Annotated in this window: 22 protein-coding genes; 7 read left to right on the top strand and 15 right to left on the bottom strand. The window is 37.8% G+C overall.

Annotated elements, in window-relative coordinates; genetic code table 11:
- Positions 1 to 10 precede the first annotated feature (10 nt).
- The 9 genes from MT390_RS11455 to murJ form a co-directional block, all read right to left on the bottom strand.
- The gene (locus MT390_RS11455) at positions 11 to 775 is read right to left on the bottom strand and encodes a PilW family protein (protein ID WP_499441229.1); all 765 of its coding nucleotides are present in this window, start codon (positions 773 to 775) and stop codon (positions 11 to 13) included.
- Positions 763 to 1242, bottom strand: a complete 480-nt coding sequence (gene pilV / locus MT390_RS11450; RefSeq protein WP_499441227.1) for a type IV pilus modification protein PilV — start codon at positions 1240 to 1242, stop codon at positions 763 to 765. Before pilV ends, MT390_RS11455 begins: the two co-directional genes overlap by 13 nt.
- Entirely contained in the window at positions 1239 to 1820 is a 582-nt protein-coding gene (locus MT390_RS11445; RefSeq protein WP_499441225.1) for a GspH/FimT family pseudopilin, read from the bottom strand. Before MT390_RS11445 ends, pilV begins: the two co-directional genes overlap by 4 nt.
- 101 nt (positions 1821 to 1921) lie before the next feature.
- The gene (gene ispH, locus MT390_RS11440) at positions 1922 to 2866 is read right to left on the bottom strand and encodes a 4-hydroxy-3-methylbut-2-enyl diphosphate reductase (RefSeq protein ID WP_299664511.1); all 945 of its coding nucleotides are present in this window, start codon (positions 2864 to 2866) and stop codon (positions 1922 to 1924) included.
- A gap of 23 nt (positions 2867 to 2889) precedes the next feature.
- The gene (gene fkpB, locus MT390_RS11435; protein WP_499441223.1) at positions 2890 to 3357 is read right to left on the bottom strand and encodes an FKBP-type peptidyl-prolyl cis-trans isomerase; all 468 of its coding nucleotides are present in this window, start codon (positions 3355 to 3357) and stop codon (positions 2890 to 2892) included.
- A gap of 12 nt (positions 3358 to 3369) precedes the next feature.
- On the bottom strand, positions 3370 to 3900 hold the full coding sequence (gene lspA, locus MT390_RS11430) for a signal peptidase II (RefSeq protein ID WP_499441221.1): 531 nt from the start codon (positions 3898 to 3900) through the stop codon (positions 3370 to 3372).
- A 120-nt stretch (positions 3901 to 4020) separates the two neighbouring features.
- Positions 4021 to 6855 carry an isoleucine--tRNA ligase gene (gene ileS / locus MT390_RS11425; protein WP_499441219.1) on the bottom strand — a complete coding sequence of 945 codons (2835 nt, stop codon included), beginning with the start codon at positions 6853 to 6855 and terminating at the stop codon, positions 4021 to 4023.
- Positions 6856 to 6881: 26 nt separating this feature from the next.
- Entirely contained in the window at positions 6882 to 7826 is a 945-nt protein-coding gene (ribF, locus tag MT390_RS11420; RefSeq protein ID WP_499441217.1) for a bifunctional riboflavin kinase/FAD synthetase, read from the bottom strand.
- 109 nt (positions 7827 to 7935) lie between these two features.
- Complete coding sequence (murJ, locus tag MT390_RS11415) at positions 7936 to 9495, bottom strand: murein biosynthesis integral membrane protein MurJ (RefSeq protein ID WP_299664494.1); 1560 nt, start codon at positions 9493 to 9495, stop codon at positions 7936 to 7938.
- 306 nt (positions 9496 to 9801) lie between these two features.
- On the opposite strand from murJ, the gene rpsT reads away from it, so the two are divergent.
- Positions 9802 to 10062, top strand: coding sequence for a 30S ribosomal protein S20 (gene rpsT, locus MT390_RS11410; RefSeq protein ID WP_028867309.1), 261 nt, complete (start codon positions 9802 to 9804; stop codon positions 10060 to 10062).
- 253 nt (positions 10063 to 10315) lie between these two features.
- Here the strand turns inward: rpsT and MT390_RS11405 are convergent, their stop codons facing one another.
- The 3 genes from MT390_RS11405 to epmA are packed head-to-tail and all read right to left on the bottom strand — an operon-like array spanning position 10316 to position 11882.
- Positions 10316 to 10576 carry a DUF4404 family protein gene (locus MT390_RS11405; protein ID WP_028867308.1) on the bottom strand — a complete coding sequence of 87 codons (261 nt, stop codon included), beginning with the start codon at positions 10574 to 10576 and terminating at the stop codon, positions 10316 to 10318.
- 53 nt (positions 10577 to 10629) lie between these two features.
- The gene (locus MT390_RS11400; RefSeq protein WP_299664490.1) at positions 10630 to 10857 is read right to left on the bottom strand and encodes a hypothetical protein; all 228 of its coding nucleotides are present in this window, start codon (positions 10855 to 10857) and stop codon (positions 10630 to 10632) included.
- A gap of 44 nt (positions 10858 to 10901) precedes the next feature.
- Positions 10902 to 11882 carry an elongation factor P--(R)-beta-lysine ligase gene (gene epmA / locus MT390_RS11395; protein ID WP_166371760.1) on the bottom strand — a complete coding sequence of 327 codons (981 nt, stop codon included), beginning with the start codon at positions 11880 to 11882 and terminating at the stop codon, positions 10902 to 10904.
- A gap of 357 nt (positions 11883 to 12239) precedes the next feature.
- Between epmA and frdA the strand changes: the two genes are divergently transcribed.
- The 4 genes from frdA to frdD all read left to right on the top strand — a co-directional run bounded on the left by frdA (position 12240) and on the right by frdD (position 15701).
- Positions 12240 to 14009: a fumarate reductase (quinol) flavoprotein subunit gene (gene frdA, locus MT390_RS11390; protein ID WP_166371759.1), complete on the top strand. Its 1770-nt coding sequence runs from the start codon at positions 12240 to 12242 to the stop codon at positions 14007 to 14009.
- Positions 14010 to 14026: 17 nt separating this feature from the next.
- Positions 14027 to 14785: a succinate dehydrogenase/fumarate reductase iron-sulfur subunit gene (locus MT390_RS11385; protein WP_166371783.1), complete on the top strand. Its 759-nt coding sequence runs from the start codon at positions 14027 to 14029 to the stop codon at positions 14783 to 14785.
- Positions 14786 to 14896: 111 nt separating this feature from the next.
- Positions 14897 to 15286, top strand: a complete 390-nt coding sequence (locus MT390_RS11380; RefSeq protein WP_166371758.1) for a fumarate reductase subunit C — start codon at positions 14897 to 14899, stop codon at positions 15284 to 15286.
- Positions 15287 to 15296: 10 nt separating this feature from the next.
- Positions 15297 to 15701: a fumarate reductase subunit FrdD gene (gene frdD / locus MT390_RS11375; RefSeq protein WP_051368907.1), complete on the top strand. Its 405-nt coding sequence runs from the start codon at positions 15297 to 15299 to the stop codon at positions 15699 to 15701.
- Between the two features lie 138 nt (positions 15702 to 15839).
- On the opposite strand, the gene efp is transcribed toward frdD, so the two are convergent.
- Positions 15840 to 16409 carry an elongation factor P gene (efp, locus tag MT390_RS11370; RefSeq protein WP_166371757.1) on the bottom strand — a complete coding sequence of 190 codons (570 nt, stop codon included), beginning with the start codon at positions 16407 to 16409 and terminating at the stop codon, positions 15840 to 15842.
- Positions 16410 to 16438: 29 nt separating this feature from the next.
- Between efp and epmB the strand changes: the two genes are divergently transcribed.
- Together epmB and MT390_RS11360 are read left to right on the top strand one after the other, a co-directional pair.
- On the top strand, positions 16439 to 17455 hold the full coding sequence (gene epmB, locus MT390_RS11365) for an EF-P beta-lysylation protein EpmB (protein WP_499441211.1): 1017 nt from the start codon (positions 16439 to 16441) through the stop codon (positions 17453 to 17455).
- Between the two features lie 115 nt (positions 17456 to 17570).
- On the top strand, positions 17571 to 17894 hold the full coding sequence (locus tag MT390_RS11360; RefSeq protein WP_299664470.1) for a hypothetical protein: 324 nt from the start codon (positions 17571 to 17573) through the stop codon (positions 17892 to 17894).
- 74 nt (positions 17895 to 17968) lie between these two features.
- On the opposite strand, the gene MT390_RS11355 is transcribed toward MT390_RS11360, so the two are convergent.
- Complete coding sequence (locus tag MT390_RS11355; RefSeq protein ID WP_499441209.1) at positions 17969 to 19579, bottom strand: diguanylate cyclase; 1611 nt, start codon at positions 19577 to 19579, stop codon at positions 17969 to 17971.
- Between the two features lie 4 nt (positions 19580 to 19583).
- The gene (locus MT390_RS11350) at positions 19584 to 21062 is read right to left on the bottom strand and encodes an ABC transporter substrate-binding protein (protein ID WP_499441207.1); all 1479 of its coding nucleotides are present in this window, start codon (positions 21060 to 21062) and stop codon (positions 19584 to 19586) included.
- Positions 21063 to 21471 lie beyond the last annotated feature (409 nt).

Here is a 21471-nt window from a genome sequence, read left to right as displayed (position 1 = left end):
ACAACTCATATTAATTACCTTTATTTCTAATAAGCACGGTTTCCATCACCACAGATCGATAATTAGTATCATTGGCGGCACTGATCGTTTGATTAAAAAGCTTATAAGCGTTGCTATTAATTAAGCCGTGAGCAGATACATTTTGTGATAAAAGTAAGCCAATTTTAATGCGATCAATATCATTCCAATCGGTCATTGTTGCAGCCGTAAAATAACGCGTGTTGTTATCTGTTGTGCCATACAGCAACTCTAAGAACTCTACATTTTCATCTAATACAAGCGCTGCATTAGCGTTATCCTGACAGACTAATTGATTACTAGCATTTACATAGAGGGTGATCTCGTGAAGAATACTATTACCAACATCATTGCCATTACAGGAAATAACGCCACTTTGCGCAGATCCTAAAAAACGTAACACTAAAATATCAGACCCCGCTTTTTCATCGGTAAGCACAGTCGAAGCTGTCATTCCTTGTATCGTTTGCCCTGAAATCCAATTCACACCAGCAGAAGAAAGTCCGACGCCAAACGGTGAGCTATTTCGTAGTGTCCCGATATCTCTAAATCCAGCTTGTTGGATGTAAAGACGCATTGTTTGCACTGCCATTCTACTTTTTGCCGTTAACGCTTGAGTACTACGCACAGATTCATAAGCGCGCATATCGCCCATCACCGAATAAAAAAGCCCAGCAACAATAAGCAATGAGATGACCATAGCGATCATCAGCTCAATTAAGCTAAAACCTTGATTATATTTTCTTAAGGGATCCATATACTTAGTCTCCCACATTGGTATGAATTAGGATTTCCAGCATCGCACACTGCGCTACTTGCACCTGTTTTTGCCGCATCCCAAATTAAAGTTAAGGTGTAAACACTACCATTTTTAACAATAGAGAAACTGGGAGAAGGTAAATTACCTCGTAGATGGTTAAACCATTCTGCTAGTTCAGCCGTTGCAAATTCGTTATCGGAACAGATGACTAAAGAACAATTTTTAGCGGCAACAATGACATTGCCTGCGAGGTTATCTTTAATGAAACTAGGAGCAAGATCAGCGTTTGCTCTTAATCTTTGCGCTAAGTCTGTTAGTGCTATATTGGCCGTTTGTGTAAAACTAGCTCGCTGTGCCATATCCATTGATTTTGCCTGCATTTTAGCGTGACCAAGTACACCGACGGCAACAATAATGAGTGCAATCAAAACCTCAATCAGTGTGAAACCTTTATAACCACTCATGAACAATTCCCCGTGGCATTAGCAAAGCTAACACGGCCCATTACACTGAGTTGAATTTGATACACTACTGAATTATCGAGGTTACTACAGATTTGAAATGTGTTAGCTGTTGCATGCCCCGTCGGAGAAAACCTAACTTGAGCAACATCACTTTTCATTGAATCGCTCTTAGAAGTGAGATGGGCAATAATGATATCGCCTTTGCTTAGATCTAAAGTCTCACTTGCATCTGCATCTTTATCTTTATCTTCATAAACCAGCCAATGATTTCCCCAATCGGTGGCATTAGTACAAGTGCTACCGTCGATTGTTGGGCAGAGATAGACAAAAAAACCTTCGCTTTGTGCTTTTTCTTTGGCGCTATAAATTGAACTCACTAATGCATCACGTGTAGCACGTGTTTTACTTGATTCAATCAGATTAGCAAACGAAGGCACAACAATACTTAATAGAATTGCTGCAATTGCAATGGTTATAATAAGCTCAACTAAGGTAAAACCTTGGTCTCTTTTGTGGGTAATAAAACGCGTCATAACACCCTTAGTATCAAAATAAATAGATGGAAATAATGACCTCATTCAAGGTCATTATTTATACTAGTCTAAATACCTAAAAATACCTAAAAAGTGTTACAAAAAATGCGATGTTTTTTTAAATAAATGAAAACAAGTAAAAAATATTAATCGACTTGTTTAATACGCAATTCTGCAGGGACTTCGAATACCGTGTTTTCTTCAACACCTGGATTCTCAATAACCACGTTTCCACCTATTTTTTGTAACTTTCTAATCACCGCTTGTACTAGTACATCGGGAGCTGATGCGCCAGCTGTTACACCTACCGTTTGTATATTCTCAAACCATTCATCTTTGATGTCGAACTCATTATCAATTAAGTATGAGGTGACGCCAACACTGGCTGCTTTTTCACGCAAACGATTGGAATTAGATGAATTAGTTGATCCAACAACTAAGACTAAATCCGTTTTATCAGCGAGATCTTTAACCGCGTCCTGTCGGTTTTGAGTCGCATAGCAAATATCATTTTTTCGTGGGCCTTCGATACTTGGGAATTTAGCTCGCAACGCATCAATAACATGCGCAGTATCATCAACTGATAAAGTTGTTTGAGAGCTATAACACAAGCTGGCTGGATTTTTAACTTCCAGTAAAGCTACATCTTCAGGTGATTCGACAAGGTAAATACCACCTTCCTCACTATCGTATTGCCCCATCGTACCAATAACTTCAGGATGGCCTTGATGCCCAATCAAAATACACTCTTGATGACGGCGGCTGGCACGAGTTACTTCCATATGTACTTTAGTCACTAATGGGCAAGTCGCATCAAATACTTTTAATGCACGACGTTTTGCTTCTTCGCGTACACTTTGTGCCACACCATGTGCGCTGAAGATAACAATATTATCATCGGGTACTTCATCAAGTTCTTCAACAAATACCGCACCACGTGCTTTTAAATCATCAACCACATATTGATTATGAACAACTTCATGGCGCACATAGATAGGGGCAGGAAAAAGCTCTAACGCACGTTCAACAATATTGATCGCACGGTGTACACCTGCACAAAAACCACGAGGATTAGCTAAAATAATTTTCATAATGCTCTCAATATTTCAGTTATTTATAAAACTTCTAAGACATCAACGTCAAAAGTCACTGTTTGTCCTGCTAGTGGATGGTTAAAATCAACAGTCACACTATCCGCCACTATTTCACGAATAATACCTGGAATTTCATTACCGTCCGGTTGCGTAAAGCTAATGATAGTCCCTATTTCTGCAGGCACATCGGCAGAAAATTTGCTGAGTTCAATATAATGAAAGTTATCTGGATTCGGTAATCCAAAAGCAGACTCAGGCTCAAGCGTAAAACTCTGCGAATCCCCTTCCGTCAAACCTAACAGACACTCTTCAAAACCCGGAGTTAAGCTACCGTCACCCATTACAAATTTAGCCGGCTTGTTGTCAACCTTAGTACTATCAACGGCAGAGCCATCTGTGAGCTTAATTGAAAAGTGCATTAAAACTTCACTATCTGCAGTGATCACTTTGCTATTCTTGACTGTTTCATTGGCCATTTTTACTGTCATTACTATTATTCCTTATTTGTTCTCGTTAGCTTGTTTTTCACGCTTTTCAGCCCACAGTAGTGCATCGATAATAATCATGGCTGCACCAATAAAAATAGCAATATCCGCCACATTAAATGTTGGCCAACGATAAAAACCTAAATCAAAATCTAAAAAGTCGACCACATAACCAAACATTAAACGGTCCATTACATTACCTATCGCACCAGATAAAATAAGAGCATATGCACTATTAATCCAACGGTGAGTTGCACTTGTAGTTTTCATTGAATACAGAAGATAAGCAGAAACTACAAAAGCAATCGCCGTGAATAAGTACTTCTGCCAGCCTCCTGCATCACCTAAGAAACTAAAAGCGGCGCCATAGTTACGTGCATAGGTAAAATTAAAGAAGGATAAAATCTCATAGGATTCATACAAATCTAACATTTGTATCGTTAAATATTTAGTCACTTGATCAATAATTAAAACCACAACAGTTAACCATAAACAAGATAAACCAGAACGTAAACTAACGTTAGAGGATGTTGATTTCTGTGTCATTGATATTCCCAAATAATGGTGATGGCAAAGATTAAAAAAAACGCCTTAAATCATTTTCATAACCAAGGCGTTTAGTCAAAATGCATTTAATATAAAAGCATTAATGTGTGTTATTGCCTATTAAGCAAATTGGCGAGTTTCACCTTCACCGTCAACGTTGGTAATACAACGTCCACATAACTCAGGGTGTTTCTCATCTTGACCAACTTCTTCACGATGATGCCAACAACGATCACACTTAGCCGCAGCACTTTTTTGTACTTGTACCAATAAGCCTTTCAATTCTGTTGCAACCGCATCAGCAGGCGCATCAGCAAAAGGTTTAACTGTAGCTTGTGAAGTAATTAATACAAAACGTAATTCGTCTTCTAAGGTATTCAGTAACGCACTGATTTCATCTGAAGCATATAAAGTGACTTCAGCTTCTAACCCGCCACCAATCACTGCTTCTTTACGTGCAAGCTCTAAAGCTTTATTCGCTTCAGCACGAATCGCAATCAACTGAGTCCATTTATCATTACTGATCACTTCGCTATCAGATAAACCAAACAAACCTTCATACCAAGTTTCAGTAAACACAAATTCATTACGCTCACCCGGTAAACGTCCCCAGATTTCATCAGCAGTGAAGCTTAGAATTGGCGCAATCAGACGCACTAGAGATTCAACAATATGATACAACGCAGTTTGACAGCTTAAATGAGCATTACTGCCTGTTTTAGCTGTGTACTGGCGATCTTTAATAATGTCTAAGTAGAAACTACCTAAGTCAATTGAACAGAAGTGCATTAGTTTTTGATAAACAACATGCAGATTGTAATTGTCGTAAGCTTCAATCACTTCATTTTGTAACGTTAAGGCTTTAGCAACAATCCAACGATCCAACGCAACCATATCTTCTGGCGCCACTAAATCAGTTTGCGGATCAAAACCATTCAAGTTCGATAATAAGAAACGTGATGTATTACGAATACGGCGGTAACTATCTGCACTACGGTTCAGTATTTCATCAGAAACTGTAATTTCGCCAGTGTAATCCGTAGAAGCAACCCATAAACGTAAAATATCAGCACCTAGGTCATTCATCACCGTTTGTGGAGACATAACGTTGCCTAATGATTTAGACATTTTCTTACCGTCGCCATCAACCACAAAACCATGTGTTAATACTTCTTTATATGGCGCTACGCCGTTGATTGCAGTACTGGTTAACAATGAAGATTGGAACCAACCACGATGTTGATCTGAACCTTCTAAATACAAATCAGCCGTAGCTTGAGAACCATCTGGTTGTGTATATTCTTCGCGTACACCAACAACTGATGCATGTGTAGTGCCAGAGTCAAACCAAACATCTAACGTATCAGTCACTTTACGGAACTGCTCTGCTTCAAAACCTAAAATAGATTCAGGCTCTAAGTCGAACCAAGCTTGAATACCTTCTTTTTCGATTTTTTGTGCAATCAACTCCATCATTTCAATAGAGTTCTCGTGCAATTCATCGGTCTCTTTATTAACAAATAAAGTGATTGGCACACCCCATGTACGTTGGCGTGAAACACACCAGTCGGGACGCCCTTCAATCATTTTTTCAATACGGTTTTGGCCCCAGCTTGGGATCCATTTAACGTCTTTAATTTCTGATAATGCACTATCGCGTAAGCCTTTTTGATCCATAGAGATAAACCATTGAGGTGTCGCTCGGAAGATGATTGGTGTTTTATGTCTCCAACAGTGCGGGTAGCTATGCTTAATATTAACATGATGGATTAATGCATTACGTTCAGTTAAGACTTCCAATACTTTATCGTTGGCTTTAAATACATGCAAACCAGCAAAGAATTCAGTGTCTTCACGGAAAACACCATTGTCACCAACAGGATTAGCAACTTCTAGTTCGTATTTTAAACCCGCAGAATAATCGTCTTGACCATGTCCAGGAGCTGTATGAACACAACCAGTACCCGCATCGATAGTCACGTGGTCAGCAACAATGGCTGGCACTTGTAATGCTAAGAACGGATGTTGGAATAACTGTTTCTCTAGCTCAGCGCCTTTAGTGATAGCTAACGTAGTAAAGTTTTCGATACCGTAACGTGCCATACAGTCAGCCACTAAATCAGTCGCTAAGATCAAACGACGTTCGCCGGCTTGTACTAATGAGTATTCAACTTTTGCAGCAAGTGCAATGGCACGGTTAGCTGGCAGTGTCCAAGGTGTTGTTGTCCAAATAACAGCAGAAATATCGCCATGACCAAAGTCATCGGCTTGTTTTTCAAAACACGCTAAAACTGCATCAACATCAACCGCATTAAAGGCAACATCGATTGCTGGCGATAATTTATCTTCATACTCAACTTCTGCTTCTGCTAAGGCAGATCCACAATCTGTACACCAATGAACAGGTTTTGAGCCTTTGTGTAGATGATCATTTTTAATGATATTCGCTAGCGCACGAACAATATTTGCTTCTGTTTTAAAGTTCATGGTTAGGTATGGGTTATCCCACTCACCTAATACACCTAAACGTTTAAAGTCTTTACGTTGACCATCAACTTGACGAGCGGCATATTCACGACACTTAACGCGGAATTCAGCAGCCGTTAGCTTTTTACCTGGCTTACCGTGCTTTTGCTCAACTTTAAGTTCGATAGGTAAACCATGACAATCCCAACCAGGAATGTAGGGTGCATCGAAATCAGATAATGTTTTAGATTTAACAATAATATCTTTTAGAATTTTATTAACCGAGTGACCGATATGAATATCGCCATTTGCATAGGGAGGTCCATCATGCAGAATAAATGTCTTTTTACCTTTCTTGGCAGCACGAATCTTGCCGTAAAGATCCTGTTTGTACCAATTTTTAAGCATGTTAGGCTCACGATTAGCCAAGTTTGCACGCATCGGGAAACCAGTTTTTGGTAAATTTAATGTACTTTTGTAATCACTCATCGGTTTTTATTCCATCTAACGATTTATTAATTAAGCTGATGCCATGCTCTAGCTTGCTGAATATCTTTATCAATCTGTATTTTTAGTTCTGCGAATGAATCAAAACGTACTTCATCGCGTAATTTTTTCTCAAGTAACACTTCAAGGTGACGACCGTATAAGTCACCTTCAAAATCAAATATATGTACTTCTAATTGCTGTCTTTCACCATTCACAGTGGGACGACAACCAATATTTGCAACACCTCGATAAACTTGTTGATCAGTGCCTTCTACATTCACACCAAGTACTGACACAACAAACACACCCGATACGGGTGAAACACGACGTTTTAAAAATAAATTAGCAGTCGGCACGCCGATTGTACGGCCCAACTTCTTACCATGTCCAACACGACCAGCAATACTATATTTCCTGCCTAGCATTTGCTCTGCTTGTTGTAATTGGCCTTTTGCTAATGCGCTACGTATCCGCGTGCTACTAACACGACAAGCATCTTGTGACAGACTTCTTGTATCAACGACTTCAAAGCCATATTTCTCGCCAGCTTCTTTTAGTAATGCAAAATCACCTAAGCGTTGATAACCAAAATGAAAATCATCGCCAATCACTAAGAACTTAACATTGAGTTTTTTAATTAATAACTGCTCAATAAAATCATTCGCACTGAGATTAGCAAATTCATGTGTAAAGGACACACACAGTAAACTATCTAAGTCTAATTTTTCAAGCTGTACGAATTTATCACGTAAACGACTTAATCGACCTGGCGCATTTTTACCTGCAAATAATTCAGCGGGCTGCGGCTCAAAGGTCATGACAGTGGCTGGCACTTGTAAACGTTTAGCTTCTTTTAACAAACGAGATAAAACAGCATGGTGTCCAAGATGGATGCCATCGAAGTTGCCAATGCTCAACACACAACCTTGTGGTTGATGTTGTAGATTATGAATTCCGCGTATTAATTCCATGATAATGTCATAATTAATTGCCAAAAATAGCGTTGAAAATATAAAAGAGCTGATTATATATTAAGGTTGCAAAGTAATCAGCTTTCATTTTAGCGATTTAGCATTAATTCTAGCGACTTACTTTAAAATGATGGAGTCGTAATCCAAAAATAAAGTTGCTCACTAAATAAAGCGCTGCACCACCTAAAATTAATGCGATGAGTTGCATTGCTGACTCAAGTAAACCAAAGTCAGCCCACATGACAAGACTAGGCGTCATATACAACAAACCTGCAACCATCATTAAACCTGACGCTATAATTCGTATTAATACAGCAACACTGCCTCTTTGCACTTGATAGACACCGCTTTTATATAAACCAAACCATAATAATCCTGCATTTAACGTAGCAGATAATGAGGTTGCGATGGCTAAACCTACATAACCAAATGGGATCGCAAAAATCACATTCAATACCATATTACTGACCATCGCAATAATACCGAATTTAACCGGTGTTTTTGTGTCCTGACGAGAGTAATAACCTGGCGCGAGTACTTTCACTAACATAAAGCTTAATAAACCACTGGCATAAGCCCATAAACTCATCGCCGACATACTGACATCTTGTATATCAAATTCACCACGCATAAATAAAACACGCAACATTGGCTCAGCGAGTACCATTAAGCCCAACATGGCAGGAAAACCTAAGAAACATACACTGCGGATCCCCCAATCGATGGTTTTAGCAAAAGCTTGTGGTGATTGATTAACATGCGAGGAAGATAAACTCGGTAATATTACCGTAGCAATCGCGATCCCAAATAAACCCAATGGAAATTCTAATAAACGGTCTGAATAATATAACCAACTAATGGAGCCTGTTTGTAAAAAACTGGCGATAAAAGTATCTAATAATAAGTTAATTTGGCTAACAGACACCCCGAACAAAGCAGGTATCATCAAAGTTCTTATTTTAACCACGCCAGGATGGTGCCATTGCCAACTAGGTTTAACTAATAACTTTTCTTTTTTCAAGAATGGAATTTGGAAGAAAAACTGAATCGCACCACCTAACAACACACCAACCGCTAAACCGATTTCAGGTTGTTGAAGTTGTGGAGAAAGGAAAATAGCACAGCCAATAATAGCGATATTTAAAAATACCGGTGTAAAAGCGGCCACTGCAAATTTACCAAGCGTATTCAGAATGGCACCGGAAAGCGCAGTAAAAGTAATGAACCATAAATATGGAAAAGTAATTTTTAGCATATCTGAGGCAAGTTCAAACTTAAACGCATCTGCGCCACCGTTCCACCACTCTAGAAACCAACCAAAACCAAACAACGCAGTGATAACAGAGGAACCTAAAACACCTAAAATAGTAATAACGGTAACAATTGTGCCTAAAGTACCTGAAACTGCTGAAATCAGATCTTTTACTTGATCACGTGATTGTGTTTTTTCATATTCAGTTAATACCGGAACAAAAGCTTGTGCAAATGCACCTTCTGCAAATAAACGACGTAAAAAGTTTGGAATTTTATTCGCGAAGAAAAATAAATCAGCGGCTGCACCCGCGCCCATTAAATTAGCTATTACTATGTCTCGGACTAACCCCAAAACTCGCGAAATTAATGTCATTGAACTGACGATCATGCCTGATTTTATTAGCTTTTTACTCACACTTTAATTCCTACGCGCTTGGATGAGATATAACTCATTTAATTAAGAGATGTTAATGAGGGTGCTAAAATACACCTTTTAATTAAATTTAATAGCGTTAACTGCCGATATATCAAGCAATCATGCGACTCTAAATTTGCATCTGTAATTGGTTGAGTATAAAATGCGCGCAGTTTAACCATCCACCTGGTTTGTTGCCAGTTCTTTTATTGGTTAATAAAAAACCATTTGACAATATACGTGTTACAGGGCATATTCCACGACCTTTGATTATCCCTTGTTATACAGAATTTAGGAGTTAAGGTCTTGGCTAATATCAAGTCTGCTAAAAAACGTGCTTTATTATCTGAAAAAAGCCGTAAACATAATGCAAGTCGTCGTACAATGATGCGTACTTTCATCAAGAAAGTTGTTGTTGCAATCGAAGCTGCAAACAAAGAACTAGCTACGGCTGAGTTCGTTAAATTACAATCAGTTTTAGATGCTTACGCAACTAAAGGTCTGATCAGCAAAAACATGGCTGCTCGTAAGAAAAGTCGTCTTTCTGCTAAAATTAAAGCGCTTTAATTCTTATTTAAGAATTAGCTCTTTATGAAGCTTATTAAAAAACCGACTTAGTGTCGGTTTTTTTATAACTAAAATTCGTATCATGCTCATTTAAACAACTAAATTGCCCTCTTTCGCCTGAGCTAAACATAAATAACTCGCATAAATAATTTACACGAGTACTTATATAAATAAATTAGCCCTGAGCATTCACTCTTTATCTTAGTAAATTTTACTCACTTTTATTTACGTGCCGAGTAACCACAGAGTTTGATTAAATACCCATTCCTGATAAAGCATTAATTAAATCTTTAACCACTTTACCTACCACTGGATTAGTTTCTTCAAACATAAGTAATTGTTCAGTTATTTTTTTATCTCTGATTAATTGTGCAGGATCACGAGAGCGGATAGCTAATTGTAATTGGTCATGTACTTTTTGTAATTCACCGGCCGTACATTCGTCAGCCACCACACCATCAGCTAAGACTTCTGACAATTTATCAAATTCGGATTGCACTTTTTTAATTGGCATAGACACCTCTTTTTCAATAATAGATAAATACAGGACTTATTTTCAGTGTAGCATCAGTCCTTTACCGTCACCTTTAAAAAATGGTCAATCAAACGAGCAAACACTAAAAAGATGATCACAAACAGAATACTTAACACAATAAGCCCTACTTTAGACCAACTTTCCTGACCATAAGCTTGTAAAAATAAGCTAGATAGATAAATAGCAAGTAACCAATAAATAATACGTAACAGATAAGACCAAATAGGATAGCTCTTATCGGTTAACCATAACTTTGCCATTTTTTATTCCCTGTATTTTGTTCAAGCTATTTTGTGCTTTAAGATTAAGCATTATCAACGCTAAAGCTCAATACATCATTAATATGAGATTGTTTGCTCGATAACATTAACAACCTATCTAACCCTAACGCCACTCCGGCACAGTCAGGCAAATGATCTAAGCAAGCCACAAATTTATGATCGATCGGCATTTCAGCTAACTTCATTTGTTGTCGTAATTGGTTATCAGCTTGAAAACGGCTTAGTTGCTCTTTGCTACTATTTAACTCATAAAAACCATTCGCGAGTTCAACACTTTTATAATACACCTCAAAACGATCAGCAACACGTGGATCTTTTTTATTAATTCTTGCTAATGCAGCCTGTGAAGCAGGAAAGTCATAAACAAAACATGGCACGTCTTGGCCTATTTTACATTCGATGGCAATACAAAATAACAATTGTAAAATGGTATCTTTATCGGTTTCATTATCTAGTACTTCACCTAGTTGCAGATGCGCCCCAGCAGATTTAAGTTCGGTAATTGTTGCCGTTAAGGGGTCTACATTTAAATGCGTTAAAAAGGCTTGTTGATAAGTGCAACGTAGCGGCGTGTCACAGTGTAAAATACCACTGAGCAAGATAGACATTTCATCCATCAACTGATGGTGATCAAAGCCAACTCGGTACCATTCTAATAAAGAGAATTCAGGGTTATGAAAACGTCCCGATTCTTCATTTCTATAAACTTTTGAGATCTGATAAATACAGCCACTACCAGCAGCAAGTAAGCGTTTCATATGAAACTCGGGTGATGTTTGTAAATACAAAGCCACGCCACCATCAACCAAAGGTTTATCACTAATATTACGGCCTACAAACTTTGTTTTAAAACATTGTAAATGTACATCCGTAACGCCTGCTTGGCTTAAAGAAGGTGTTTCAACTTCCAATACTTGCCGTTCGCTAAAAAACTCTCTGATTGTTTTTAGCATATCGGCACGTGCCTGTAATTGTGCTAATGAGGCACTTGGTAACCAATTCATTTTGTTTCCTTTTTTGAGCGCAAGCTTGATAGTAATGAGACTCATAAATAGTGCTTTAAAAACATTAAAAAGGAAACAATTATAAGAAAGATTAAAGCGATTAACGTTTATCAACATGGCTTGATTTTGATCTTGCCATTCATAAAAACAAGCTCATAAATTTTACGAAAAAGATATTACCAAGCACACACTTTTATAAACAATTTAAACTCATTTATTAGGTTTTTTAAGACGTATTTTTAATACATTGTTTTTATATTAATTTCACGTTAATTAACCATGTTTCGATCAATGTTTTTAAGGATCAAACTGATAGACTGATTTTCGAACAAATATTTCATTTTGTTGGAGAGTTTTATGCAGATAATCAAAACAGACGTTGCAATTATTGGTGCAGGCGGTTCAGGGTTAAGAGCGGCCATCGAAATTGCAGAAAATCACCCCCAACTTGAGATAGCCCTGATCTCAAAAGTTTATCCCATGCGCAGTCACACCGTTGCCGCAGAAGGTGGCGCTGCCGGTGTCGTTCAAGATAGTGATTCATTAGATCAACATTTCGATGACACTGTCTCTGGCGGAGACTGGTTATGTGAACAAGATGTGGTGCAATACTTTGTTGAAAATGCAGCCAAGCAATTAACACAATTAGAGCATTGGGGTTGCCCTTGGAGCCGCAAAGAAGACGGTAGCATTAACGTACGTGCCTTCGGCGGTATGAAAAAAGAACGCACTTGGTTCGCTGCCGATAAAAGCGGGTTTCATATTCTTCATACGCTTTTTCAAACTTCGATTAAACATCCTAAGATCACACGATTCGATGAACACTTTTGCCTAGATTTAATTGTTGAAGATAACAAAATACAAGGTGTTGTGATTTTAGATATCTCAGAAGGCGAAGCGAAACTTATTCAAGCTAAATCAGTGATCATGGCCACTGGTGGTGCAGCACGTGTTTATACTTACAATACCAACGGTGGCATAGTAACTGGTGATGGAATGTCACTAGCCTACCGCCATGGTGTGGCATTACGTGATATGGAGTTTATACAATACCATCCAACGGGCTTACCTGGTTCTGGCATCTTAATGACCGAAGGTTGTCGTGGTGAGGGAGGTGTATTAATCAATAAAGATGGTTACCGTTATCTTCAAGATTATGGGCTTGGACCAGAGACACCGATTGGTCAGCCTAAAAATAAACATATGGAGCTCGGTCCGCGCGATAAAATTAGCCAATGTTTTTGGCAAGAACAACAAAAAGGTAATGTGATCAGTGGTGATCGAGGTGATGTGGTGTATTTAGACCTACGCCACTTAGGTGAAGCGAAAATCAACGAACGCTTACCTTTTATTCGAGAGCTTGCTAAAGCTTATGTTGGTGTTGACCCAGTGCACGAACCGATTCCAGTACGCCCAACCGTACACTATACCATGGGTGGCATTGCTACCGACGCAAAAACAGCCACTAGCTTAACGGGTTTATATGCGATTGGAGAATGTGCATCGGTAGGATTACACGGCGCTAATCGTTTAGGTTCAAACTCTTTAAGTGAACTCGCGGTATTTGGCCAATTAGCTGGCCAACAGGCAGCGCAGTATGCGCAACAAACCACACACCAAGATATCGCCCCACTACGCGAACAAGCAGAGCAAGTAATTGCCCGCACCGAAGCATTATTAAACAGTAATGGCACAGAAAAAATGGCAGATATCCGCCAAGAAATGGGCGACTGTATGGAGCAAGGTGTTGGGATTTACCGAACACAGGAATCAATGCAGCAAACTATTGATAAATTAGCTGAGTTAAAAGAGCGCTACAAACACATTCAAATCAATGATAAATCCAGTGTATTCAATACTGAATTTTTATATGCGATTGAACTAGGCTACTTATTAGATACCGCAGAAGCAATGGCGCATAGTGCGATTTTACGCCAAGAGTCACGCGGCTCACATCAACGAATTGATGACTTCCAAACCCGTGATGACATCAACTTTTTAAAACATTCACTAGCTTATTACCAAGCAGATAAAGCACCGGTGATTAAATATGCAGATGTCACTATCACCAAAAGCCAACCAGCAGAACGAGTGTATGGTGCAGCTTCTGAAGCGAAGGAGAAATGATTATGTCAGCGCAAACTATGCCTACTCAACAAGCAGTGTCAGATAAAGTAATAGAAGTCGAGATCCTTCGTTATCGTCCAGAGCAAGATGAAAAGCCATTTCCACAATTGTTTGAAGTGCCTTATAGCCCTGATATGTCAATCTTAGAGGCACTGCAATATATTAAAGATCATCTTGATAGTACCGTCAGTTTTAGATGGTCATGCCGAATGGCAATTTGTGGCAGTTGTGGGTTAATGGTTAACAATGTCCCTAAACTCGGCTGTAAAGCTTTCCTACGAGACTATTATCCACAAAAAATAAAACTTGAAGCATTAGCTAACTTTCCTATCGAGCGTGATTTAGTAGTCGATATGGGTGACTTCATTAAAAAGTTAGAAGAGATTAAACCTTATATTATTCCTGCAACTGATGATAAATGCTTGTCGGAAGGTACTTACAAACAAACCCCAGAACAAATGGAAAAATATAAACAATACTCGATGTGTATCAATTGTGGCTTATGTTATGCAGCATGCCCTCAGTATGGCCTTGATAGTAAGTTCACCGGTCCTGCGGCACTCGCATTATTAGCGCGATATAACCGAGATAGCCGTGATGCAGGTAGCGCTGAACGTATGAAAATAGTCAATCAAGAAGAAGGTGTATGGTCTTGTACGTTTGTTGGTTATTGTTCCGTAGTTTGCCCAAAAGGAGTTGATCCCGCAGCGGCTATCCAGCTATTAAAAGTGGAAAGTAGTAAAGATTACTTAATTGGTATGTTTAAACCGGACTAAAGACACGATACAAAACATTGATCAGGTCATAGCAAACTATTTATATCGACTCGTATTAATATTCATGCCGATCACAGTAAGTTTGCTATCAGTTATTTTGGAGTAAGTAAAATGAGTAAACGTAAACCGTATCAACGTGAAATGAACAATGACTGGTGGTTAAAGAATGCCTTCTATAGCAAATATATGATCCGCGAAGGCAGCAGTATTTTAATTACTGTATACAGCCTTATTTTAGCTTGGGGAGTGTTTCGCTTGAGCCAAGGTGAAGAGGCATTCAACGCATGGTTAAGTGCCTTACAACACCCTATTTCAATCATATTCCATTTATTGGTTTTATTGATTGCCCTTTACCACACCATTACTTGGTTCTCATTAGCGCCTAAAGCCGTGGATCTCTACATCAAAGGTAAACCACTCGATGCAAAATTCATTGTTGCGGGTCATTACATTTCATTCATTATTGTCACTATCTTTTGCCTAGTGCTGATCATGCTCTAGAGGGGGTTTCATGAACGCTCAACAAACAACAACGAATCAATTACCAGAGAAAAAATATATTCGCTCCCATGAACCGATATTTTGGGGATTATTTGGCGCGGGAGGCATGTTAACGGCCTTCTTAACACCTGTGATGGTATTAGTCACAGGGCTATTAATACCACTAGGACTGATTGATGCTGAGCATCTAAGCTATGAAAAACTGCATCAGTTTGTAAGCAGTTGGTATGGCGCACCAATCGTATTGGTATTAGTGGCACTACCTTTGTGGCATACCCTACACCGTATCTTCCATTCATTACATGACCTAGGTATTAAACGTGGTCGAGATTGGCAACAGGTAATTTGTTATGGGTTTGCATTTGCGGTCAGTGTATTTGTTTTTACTTTATTATTACAAATGCTCAGTCTGTAATACTATTTAATACTATTTAATAGTGTTTAATTTGGGCTTATTATTACTTTAATTAAAGCTATAAAAAAACCAGCAGATGCTGGTTTTTTTGTTTAAACGTAGTATGAACAACGCTAAATATTCAATACATTCAATCGCTTATTTTTTAACACGACCAACGTATTCACCGCTACGCGTATCCACTTTAATTGTTTCGCCAATCTGAATGAATAAAGGCACACGTACAACCGCGCCAGTTGACAACGTTGCAGGTTTACCACCAGTTCCAGCCGTATCGCCCTTTAAGCCAGGATCTGTTTCAGTCACTTCTAATTCAACAAAGTTAGGAGGCATAACCGCAATCGGTGAATCATTCCACGTAGTGATAGTACAAATATTTTGTTCTACTAACCATTTGTCCATATCTCCTACTGCATTAACATCTGCAGCGATTTGTTCAAATGTGTTGTTATCCATAAAGTGGAAAAATTCACCGTCGTTGTATAAGTAAGCAAGATCAAAGTCCATTACATCAGCAGATTCTACTGTTTCATTTGACTTAAATGTTTTATCCACTACCTTACCTGAAATAAGTTTGCGGTATTTAACTCGACTGAATGCTTGGCCTTTACCAGGTTTAACATATTCATTTTCCATGATCACACATGGTTCATTATCGAGCATGAATTTTAGCCCGCCTTTAAAATCACTGGTACTATATGTTGCCATTATAACCTCTATTACTAAACTGATAAAAAATGCCCAAAATTATTAACGTGAATAATACCGCTGACTTGCCAACATGGCAAAAGGAACTAGCAGAAGCAGTGAAAAATCCGCAACAACTGTTAGAAATATTGGAGATTGAGCAGGAAAATGACCTAATCAGTCAACTTGCGAGAAAACAATTCCCGATGCTGGTGCCCATGCCCTTTGTAAAGAAGATGCAAAAAGGCAATATTAATGATCCTTTATTAAAGCAAGTATTACCCATTAGCGATGAAGAATTGACTGTTAAGGGATTTACTACCGACCCATTGGTGGAGCAAAATAATCAACAGCAAGGGTTATTACATAAATATAAAAGCCGTGTTTTACTCATTTTAAAAACAGGTTGTGCGGTAAATTGCCGATATTGCTTTAGACGACATTTCCCTTATGCTGAAAATAGTATTAACAAATCAGAGCTAACTAATATTATTGCTTATATCCAAAATAATCCTGATGTGAATGAAGTTATTCTCAGTGGCGGTGACCCGCTAATGACCAAGGATAAGCAGCTATTTGAGTTATTTGATCAACTTGAAGCCTTGCCACAGTTAACACGTTTACGTATACACACTCGTTTACCCGTGGTGATTCCATCTCGTATCACGCAAGGCCTAGTGACTCGTTTACAAAAAAGCCGCTTTAACATCGTCTTGGTATTACATATCAACCACCAGCAAGAGATTGATGCAGACTTTGCAAATGCAATGCAGCGTTGTCATCAGGCAGGCATACATCTATTAAATCAAAGTGTTCTATTAAAAGGTGTGAATGATCACGCAAGTCAATTAGTGGCATTGAGCGAAGCACTATTTTCCGTCAATATCTTACCTTATTATTTGTTTTTATTAGATAAAGTACAAGGTGCCGCACATTTTGATATTGATGAAATAGATGCACAAAAGCTACATAATGCGATGCAAGTAGAGCTACCCGGTTATTTAGTACCGCGCTTAAGCAGAGAAATTGCAGGACAACAAAGTAAAACGTTAATACATTCGTTATAATAAATAATTACAATGAATTAATAACAGTAATTAATCACAACGAATTAATAACAACGAATTAATAACACTCAATAAGATCGATTTTGATATCGACAAGTTCACACAGGAGAATCTGATGAGCAAAGAAAACGTACAAGCACAGCTTCAAGAGAATATTAAAATAATTTATCACCGCGCAGTAGATGCAGATAAAGCGCTAGCTGAATTACGTAAACAAAAAACTGCCGGTTTTGCTCATATTTTCACTAATGATACGCCGTTTACTAACCACTCAGATACTTTTTTACCCTACGTAGAAGAATTAGCGGCAGACTTACAAGCCATTCAAACGGATAACGAAGAACACTACAAGACGCAGCTGCCAGCGATTGTGGTTAAGATTGAATTATTGTTTAAAACGCTAAATGCTTTTAAAGAAAATTTAAAAGCAAAGCAGTAGAATAAGACAGTGACATGCGACCTGAATGCTCGCATGTCATAAAGTGTGTTATGAATTCATGCCATAAACAACCGCTACTCATTATCCTCGATGTCAGGACTGTACACACAAAGCTTATTACGCCCAGTCTGCTTAGCTTGATAAAGTGCTTTATCGGCAAATATCAATTGTTTTGATGCATCTTGAATATCTTCTATTTTTTGCACTTCTACTAACCCGATACTGGTCGTAAAGCTAATTTTTAACTTACCAATAATACAGGGTGTAGAATTAGTCTCTTCAATGATGCGTTGCATTAATATCGTCGCATTATGCTTATTAGTCCGCGGCATTAATAATGCAAACTCCTCACCACCAAAACGCGCAAATATATCTGTTTTACGCATTTTTTCAGATACTCGCTTAGTAAACTCAATTAGCACCCTATCTCCGATATCATGACCATGAACATCATTAATATGCTTAAAATGGTCTAAGTCGAACATTGCTAAACAATAAGCCTCTTTGTAGCGTAAATAACGTACATGCTCCTTCAAAAAATTCGCATCAAAATAACGACGATTATAGATATTAGTTAAACCATCATGGGTTGCTAAATGTTTTAATTTTTTATTATTCTCAGATATTTCATGTTCTTTTTTTAACAGCTCATCGATATAACTTTTAACGGCAATAGCCATTTCACTGAACTCATCTTTGCCTTTAATTGGGATTTCATGCTGGGTATTATTATATCCTGCGTTAATCACTTTACGGATCAGCTCTACACGTTTTAAAAATCCAATTTGTAATAAGGCTAAAACCAATGCCGTTGAAAAACAAATAAATAATAGAATATACAAACGCGTTTTACGTACTGCTATTTCTTCTTCTATTTTATGGAGATTAATCAGGAATTTTTTCTGTATTGATAAAATGCTCTTACCGGTGACAGAGGCAATTAAATAACTCAACTGTCTATTATCCAAACGTAATTTTTTGATACGTTCAAGTTGCGCAACATAGCTTGAATAGATAGAAAAAAGCGAATCATCGGCAATAAATAAAGCCGTTAACTGGGCATACTCTTGCTCTGGTATCTTATCTTTAATTTCATTAATCAGTGCGCTTACATCATCCAACTTCACCGTTTGTTCTATGGCCAAATTTTTATTATTCATAGGATTAAAAAGAGATAGGATATTTTCAGTCGTACTCACTAACGTATGGTCACCTTGCTGCATTTTTTGATGCTTGTAGGCTTCTACTTTTGTATATTGGATATAAAAATCATCGGCTATATCATACTTATTCAACATCGCAGCCAAGGTATCATCAGTCTGCTCATACAGACTACGTTTCAGTTTATCTAAGTCTTGGTAATTATCGGTTGCATCAGCAATTTTTTTAAATAATTTTTCCGTCCATTGTTTTTTATCCGTGACATGCAAAACATCCCACTGCAGATCATTTTTATTTTCAGCCAAAAACATACCACTGGTAGTTCTTAACATCTCATTAGCTTGGCCTTTTAACTCTGTTATATCGAGTAGTGTTTCAAAGTGATCATCTTTTACTTTTTGATAATCCTCTTTGAACTCTTGCAGCGAGAGAATGCCAGAAACCCCAACAATGCCACTCATTGCAGCTAAAACGATGGTCAAGGTAATGACGCGTAAACTTAGTCTGTCTCGTATGCGTACCATATTATTATTGCACTACTACATTCATGGTCTTACTTCTCCAAGAAATTTGTGAAAAAATCAGAGCCGGTAATGGCTCATCTATCCAATATCCCTGCAAACGACTATCCCAAATACCTGTTTTCGGCAACATCATTAAAAAGACACTAGCGGCATCTTCAATTAATAACCTTTGTGCCTTTTTCAGCAGAGGGTTGCGCTGTAACTGCTGCGTTGTTTGCATTAACTTTTTCATAAGCTGCTTATATTCAACATTACTATAATTAAAATAATAATTGTCTTTAGCAAAAATCTCTAAGTCATTCGCTTCCGTATGTGCAACGACTGACAAATCATAGTCTTTGTCAATATACACTCTTTTTGTCCATTCCTCCCAAGTCAACGACTCCACAGTCACTGGAATATTAATCTGTTCTAACATTTGTGGAATATATACCCCTATGTAACGTGCGTAGGTGGTTGGTGGAATAATTAAACGTAATGGTTTTATCGCTACTTTATTGCCTCCCATTAACGATTTTGCTTTATCTAAATTGAATGAATACCCTTCAGACAAATGTAAACTAGCTTCGTGAGAAGCAGGAAAAAAACTACTAATCAATTCACTTTCACCAAAATACAAATTAGATTTTATTTTATTTTTATCTATCGCATAACTAATGGCTTTGCGGATCGGCAAAGAAGCTAACATTTTATTAGCATGATTAAAGGCGATAATAATTTCACCTTGCGTCTGCCCAAACACTTGCTGATAACGAGATTGTGTACTCAAGGTCTGTAAAAAATTAATTTCCGACATATTGTCATAACCATCAATTGTACTCTGCGCTAATAACTCAACGACTTCTGAGCGTGTAGGCGCAAAAGTAATAAGCACTTGTTTGATGGAGGGTAAGGTTTGCCAATAATTAGGGTTAGCCCTAAGCTTTAGAAAATTTCCTTTTTCCCATTCCTGAAAAATATAAGGCCCAGTCCCCGTTGGTTTTTGGCTATTAGTCGAATAACTCGTTGGCTCTTGAATTACCGCACAACCCAAACCTAAGTTAAACAAAAAATGGATGTCTGGCCATTGCAGTTGCACCTCGACTTCATTGTCATTATTTACAGTAATAGTATTGATATGCGTAAATTTATGCTTGATGGAGTTTTTACTATCCTTACTCGTTAGACGTAATAAAGAGGATCGAACAATATCAGCAGTAAGCAAAACACCATTATGAAAATACACATTCTCATGCAATAGGAAGGTATAAGTTAAGCCATCATCACTGACCACCCAACTTTTTGCCAAACTAGGTAAAACTTGCCCTTTCTGATTAATCTGAGTTAAGCCTTCAAAAATATTTTGATAGGTAATACGTTGAATAACGGCGGAAGCATCTGTGGTCGGATCTAATGAAGTAGGCTCTAAAGTCAGGCCTATATGTAATTTTTCAGGATCGATAATCGACTGTTCATTTTCAATTGCAAAAGCAAAACTAGTCATTAATAAATAAAAACAAAGTACAGAATAAAACAGATGAAAAAAGGTTAACTTACGAAAAAAATCATGCCGGGCCATATATACGATCAATCTGAAAAAGGTTAACGCAATTGACTACATCAACAATAAATAAAAACAGCCCTATATTAACTCATATTATGCAAGAAATATAAACAGATTCGATGCAATAGAAGAAAGTAGATAGTCAAAATTCGTGTTACGTTACAGTTTTATGACAACATTAATTTAATTGATAAAAGTATTGTGAATTATTTCTTTAAAAAGCAATAAAAAAATACTCCTGCCAGGATTGACAGGGCTTCAGGAGAGGTAAGGAAAATGAGAAAGCTATACTCAATAAATTAGTTATAGGCTAACTAGCAGAATTATTTACAGGGGCTTATTTACAGAT

The organism is Vibrio sp. 2-Bac 85 (assembly GCF_037546705.1).
Classification (GTDB): domain Bacteria; phylum Pseudomonadota; class Gammaproteobacteria; order Enterobacterales; family Psychromonadaceae; genus Psychromonas.
This window is presented reverse-complemented; position numbering and strand designations above follow the sequence as displayed.

What these genes read in the sequence shown, in the direction of transcription:
- MT390_RS11455 (WP_499441229.1), bottom strand. Translation starts at nt 775, where the DNA reads ATGGATCCCTTAAGAAAATATAATCAAGGTTTTAGCTTAATTGAGCTG.
- pilV (WP_499441227.1), bottom strand. Translation starts at nt 1,242, where the DNA reads ATGAGTGGTTATAAAGGTTTCACACTGATTGAGGTTTTGATTGCACTC.
- MT390_RS11445 (WP_499441225.1), bottom strand. Translation starts at nt 1,820, where the DNA reads ATGAGGTCATTATTTCCATCTATTTATTTTGATACTAAGGGTGTTATG.
- ispH (WP_299664511.1), bottom strand. Translation starts at nt 2,866, where the DNA reads ATGAAAATTATTTTAGCTAATCCTCGTGGTTTTTGTGCAGGTGTACAC.
- fkpB (WP_499441223.1), bottom strand. Translation starts at nt 3,357, where the DNA reads ATGACAGTAAAAATGGCCAATGAAACAGTCAAGAATAGCAAAGTGATC.
- lspA (WP_499441221.1), bottom strand. Translation starts at nt 3,900, where the DNA reads ATGACACAGAAATCAACATCCTCTAACGTTAGTTTACGTTCTGGTTTA.
- ileS (WP_499441219.1), bottom strand. Translation starts at nt 6,855, where the DNA reads ATGAGTGATTACAAAAGTACATTAAATTTACCAAAAACTGGTTTCCCG.
- ribF (WP_499441217.1), bottom strand. Translation starts at nt 7,826, where the DNA reads ATGGAATTAATACGCGGAATTCATAATCTACAACATCAACCACAAGGT.
- MT390_RS11405 (WP_028867308.1), bottom strand. Translation starts at nt 10,576, where the DNA reads ATGCCAATTAAAAAAGTGCAATCCGAATTTGATAAATTGTCAGAAGTC.
- MT390_RS11400 (WP_299664490.1), bottom strand. Translation starts at nt 10,857, where the DNA reads ATGGCAAAGTTATGGTTAACCGATAAGAGCTATCCTATTTGGTCTTAT.
- epmA (WP_166371760.1), bottom strand. Translation starts at nt 11,882, where the DNA reads ATGAATTGGTTACCAAGTGCCTCATTAGCACAATTACAGGCACGTGCC.
- frdA (WP_166371759.1), top strand. Translation starts at nt 12,240, where the DNA reads ATGCAGATAATCAAAACAGACGTTGCAATTATTGGTGCAGGCGGTTCA.
- MT390_RS11385 (WP_166371783.1), top strand. Translation starts at nt 14,027, where the DNA reads ATGCCTACTCAACAAGCAGTGTCAGATAAAGTAATAGAAGTCGAGATC.
- MT390_RS11380 (WP_166371758.1), top strand. Translation starts at nt 14,897, where the DNA reads ATGAGTAAACGTAAACCGTATCAACGTGAAATGAACAATGACTGGTGG.
- frdD (WP_051368907.1), top strand. Translation starts at nt 15,297, where the DNA reads ATGAACGCTCAACAAACAACAACGAATCAATTACCAGAGAAAAAATAT.
- efp (WP_166371757.1), bottom strand. Translation starts at nt 16,409, where the DNA reads ATGGCAACATATAGTACCAGTGATTTTAAAGGCGGGCTAAAATTCATG.
- epmB (WP_499441211.1), top strand. Translation starts at nt 16,439, where the DNA reads ATGCCCAAAATTATTAACGTGAATAATACCGCTGACTTGCCAACATGG.
- MT390_RS11360 (WP_299664470.1), top strand. Translation starts at nt 17,571, where the DNA reads ATGAGCAAAGAAAACGTACAAGCACAGCTTCAAGAGAATATTAAAATA.
- MT390_RS11355 (WP_499441209.1), bottom strand. Translation starts at nt 19,579, where the DNA reads ATGGTACGCATACGAGACAGACTAAGTTTACGCGTCATTACCTTGACC.
- MT390_RS11350 (WP_499441207.1), bottom strand. Translation starts at nt 21,062, where the DNA reads ATGACTAGTTTTGCTTTTGCAATTGAAAATGAACAGTCGATTATCGAT.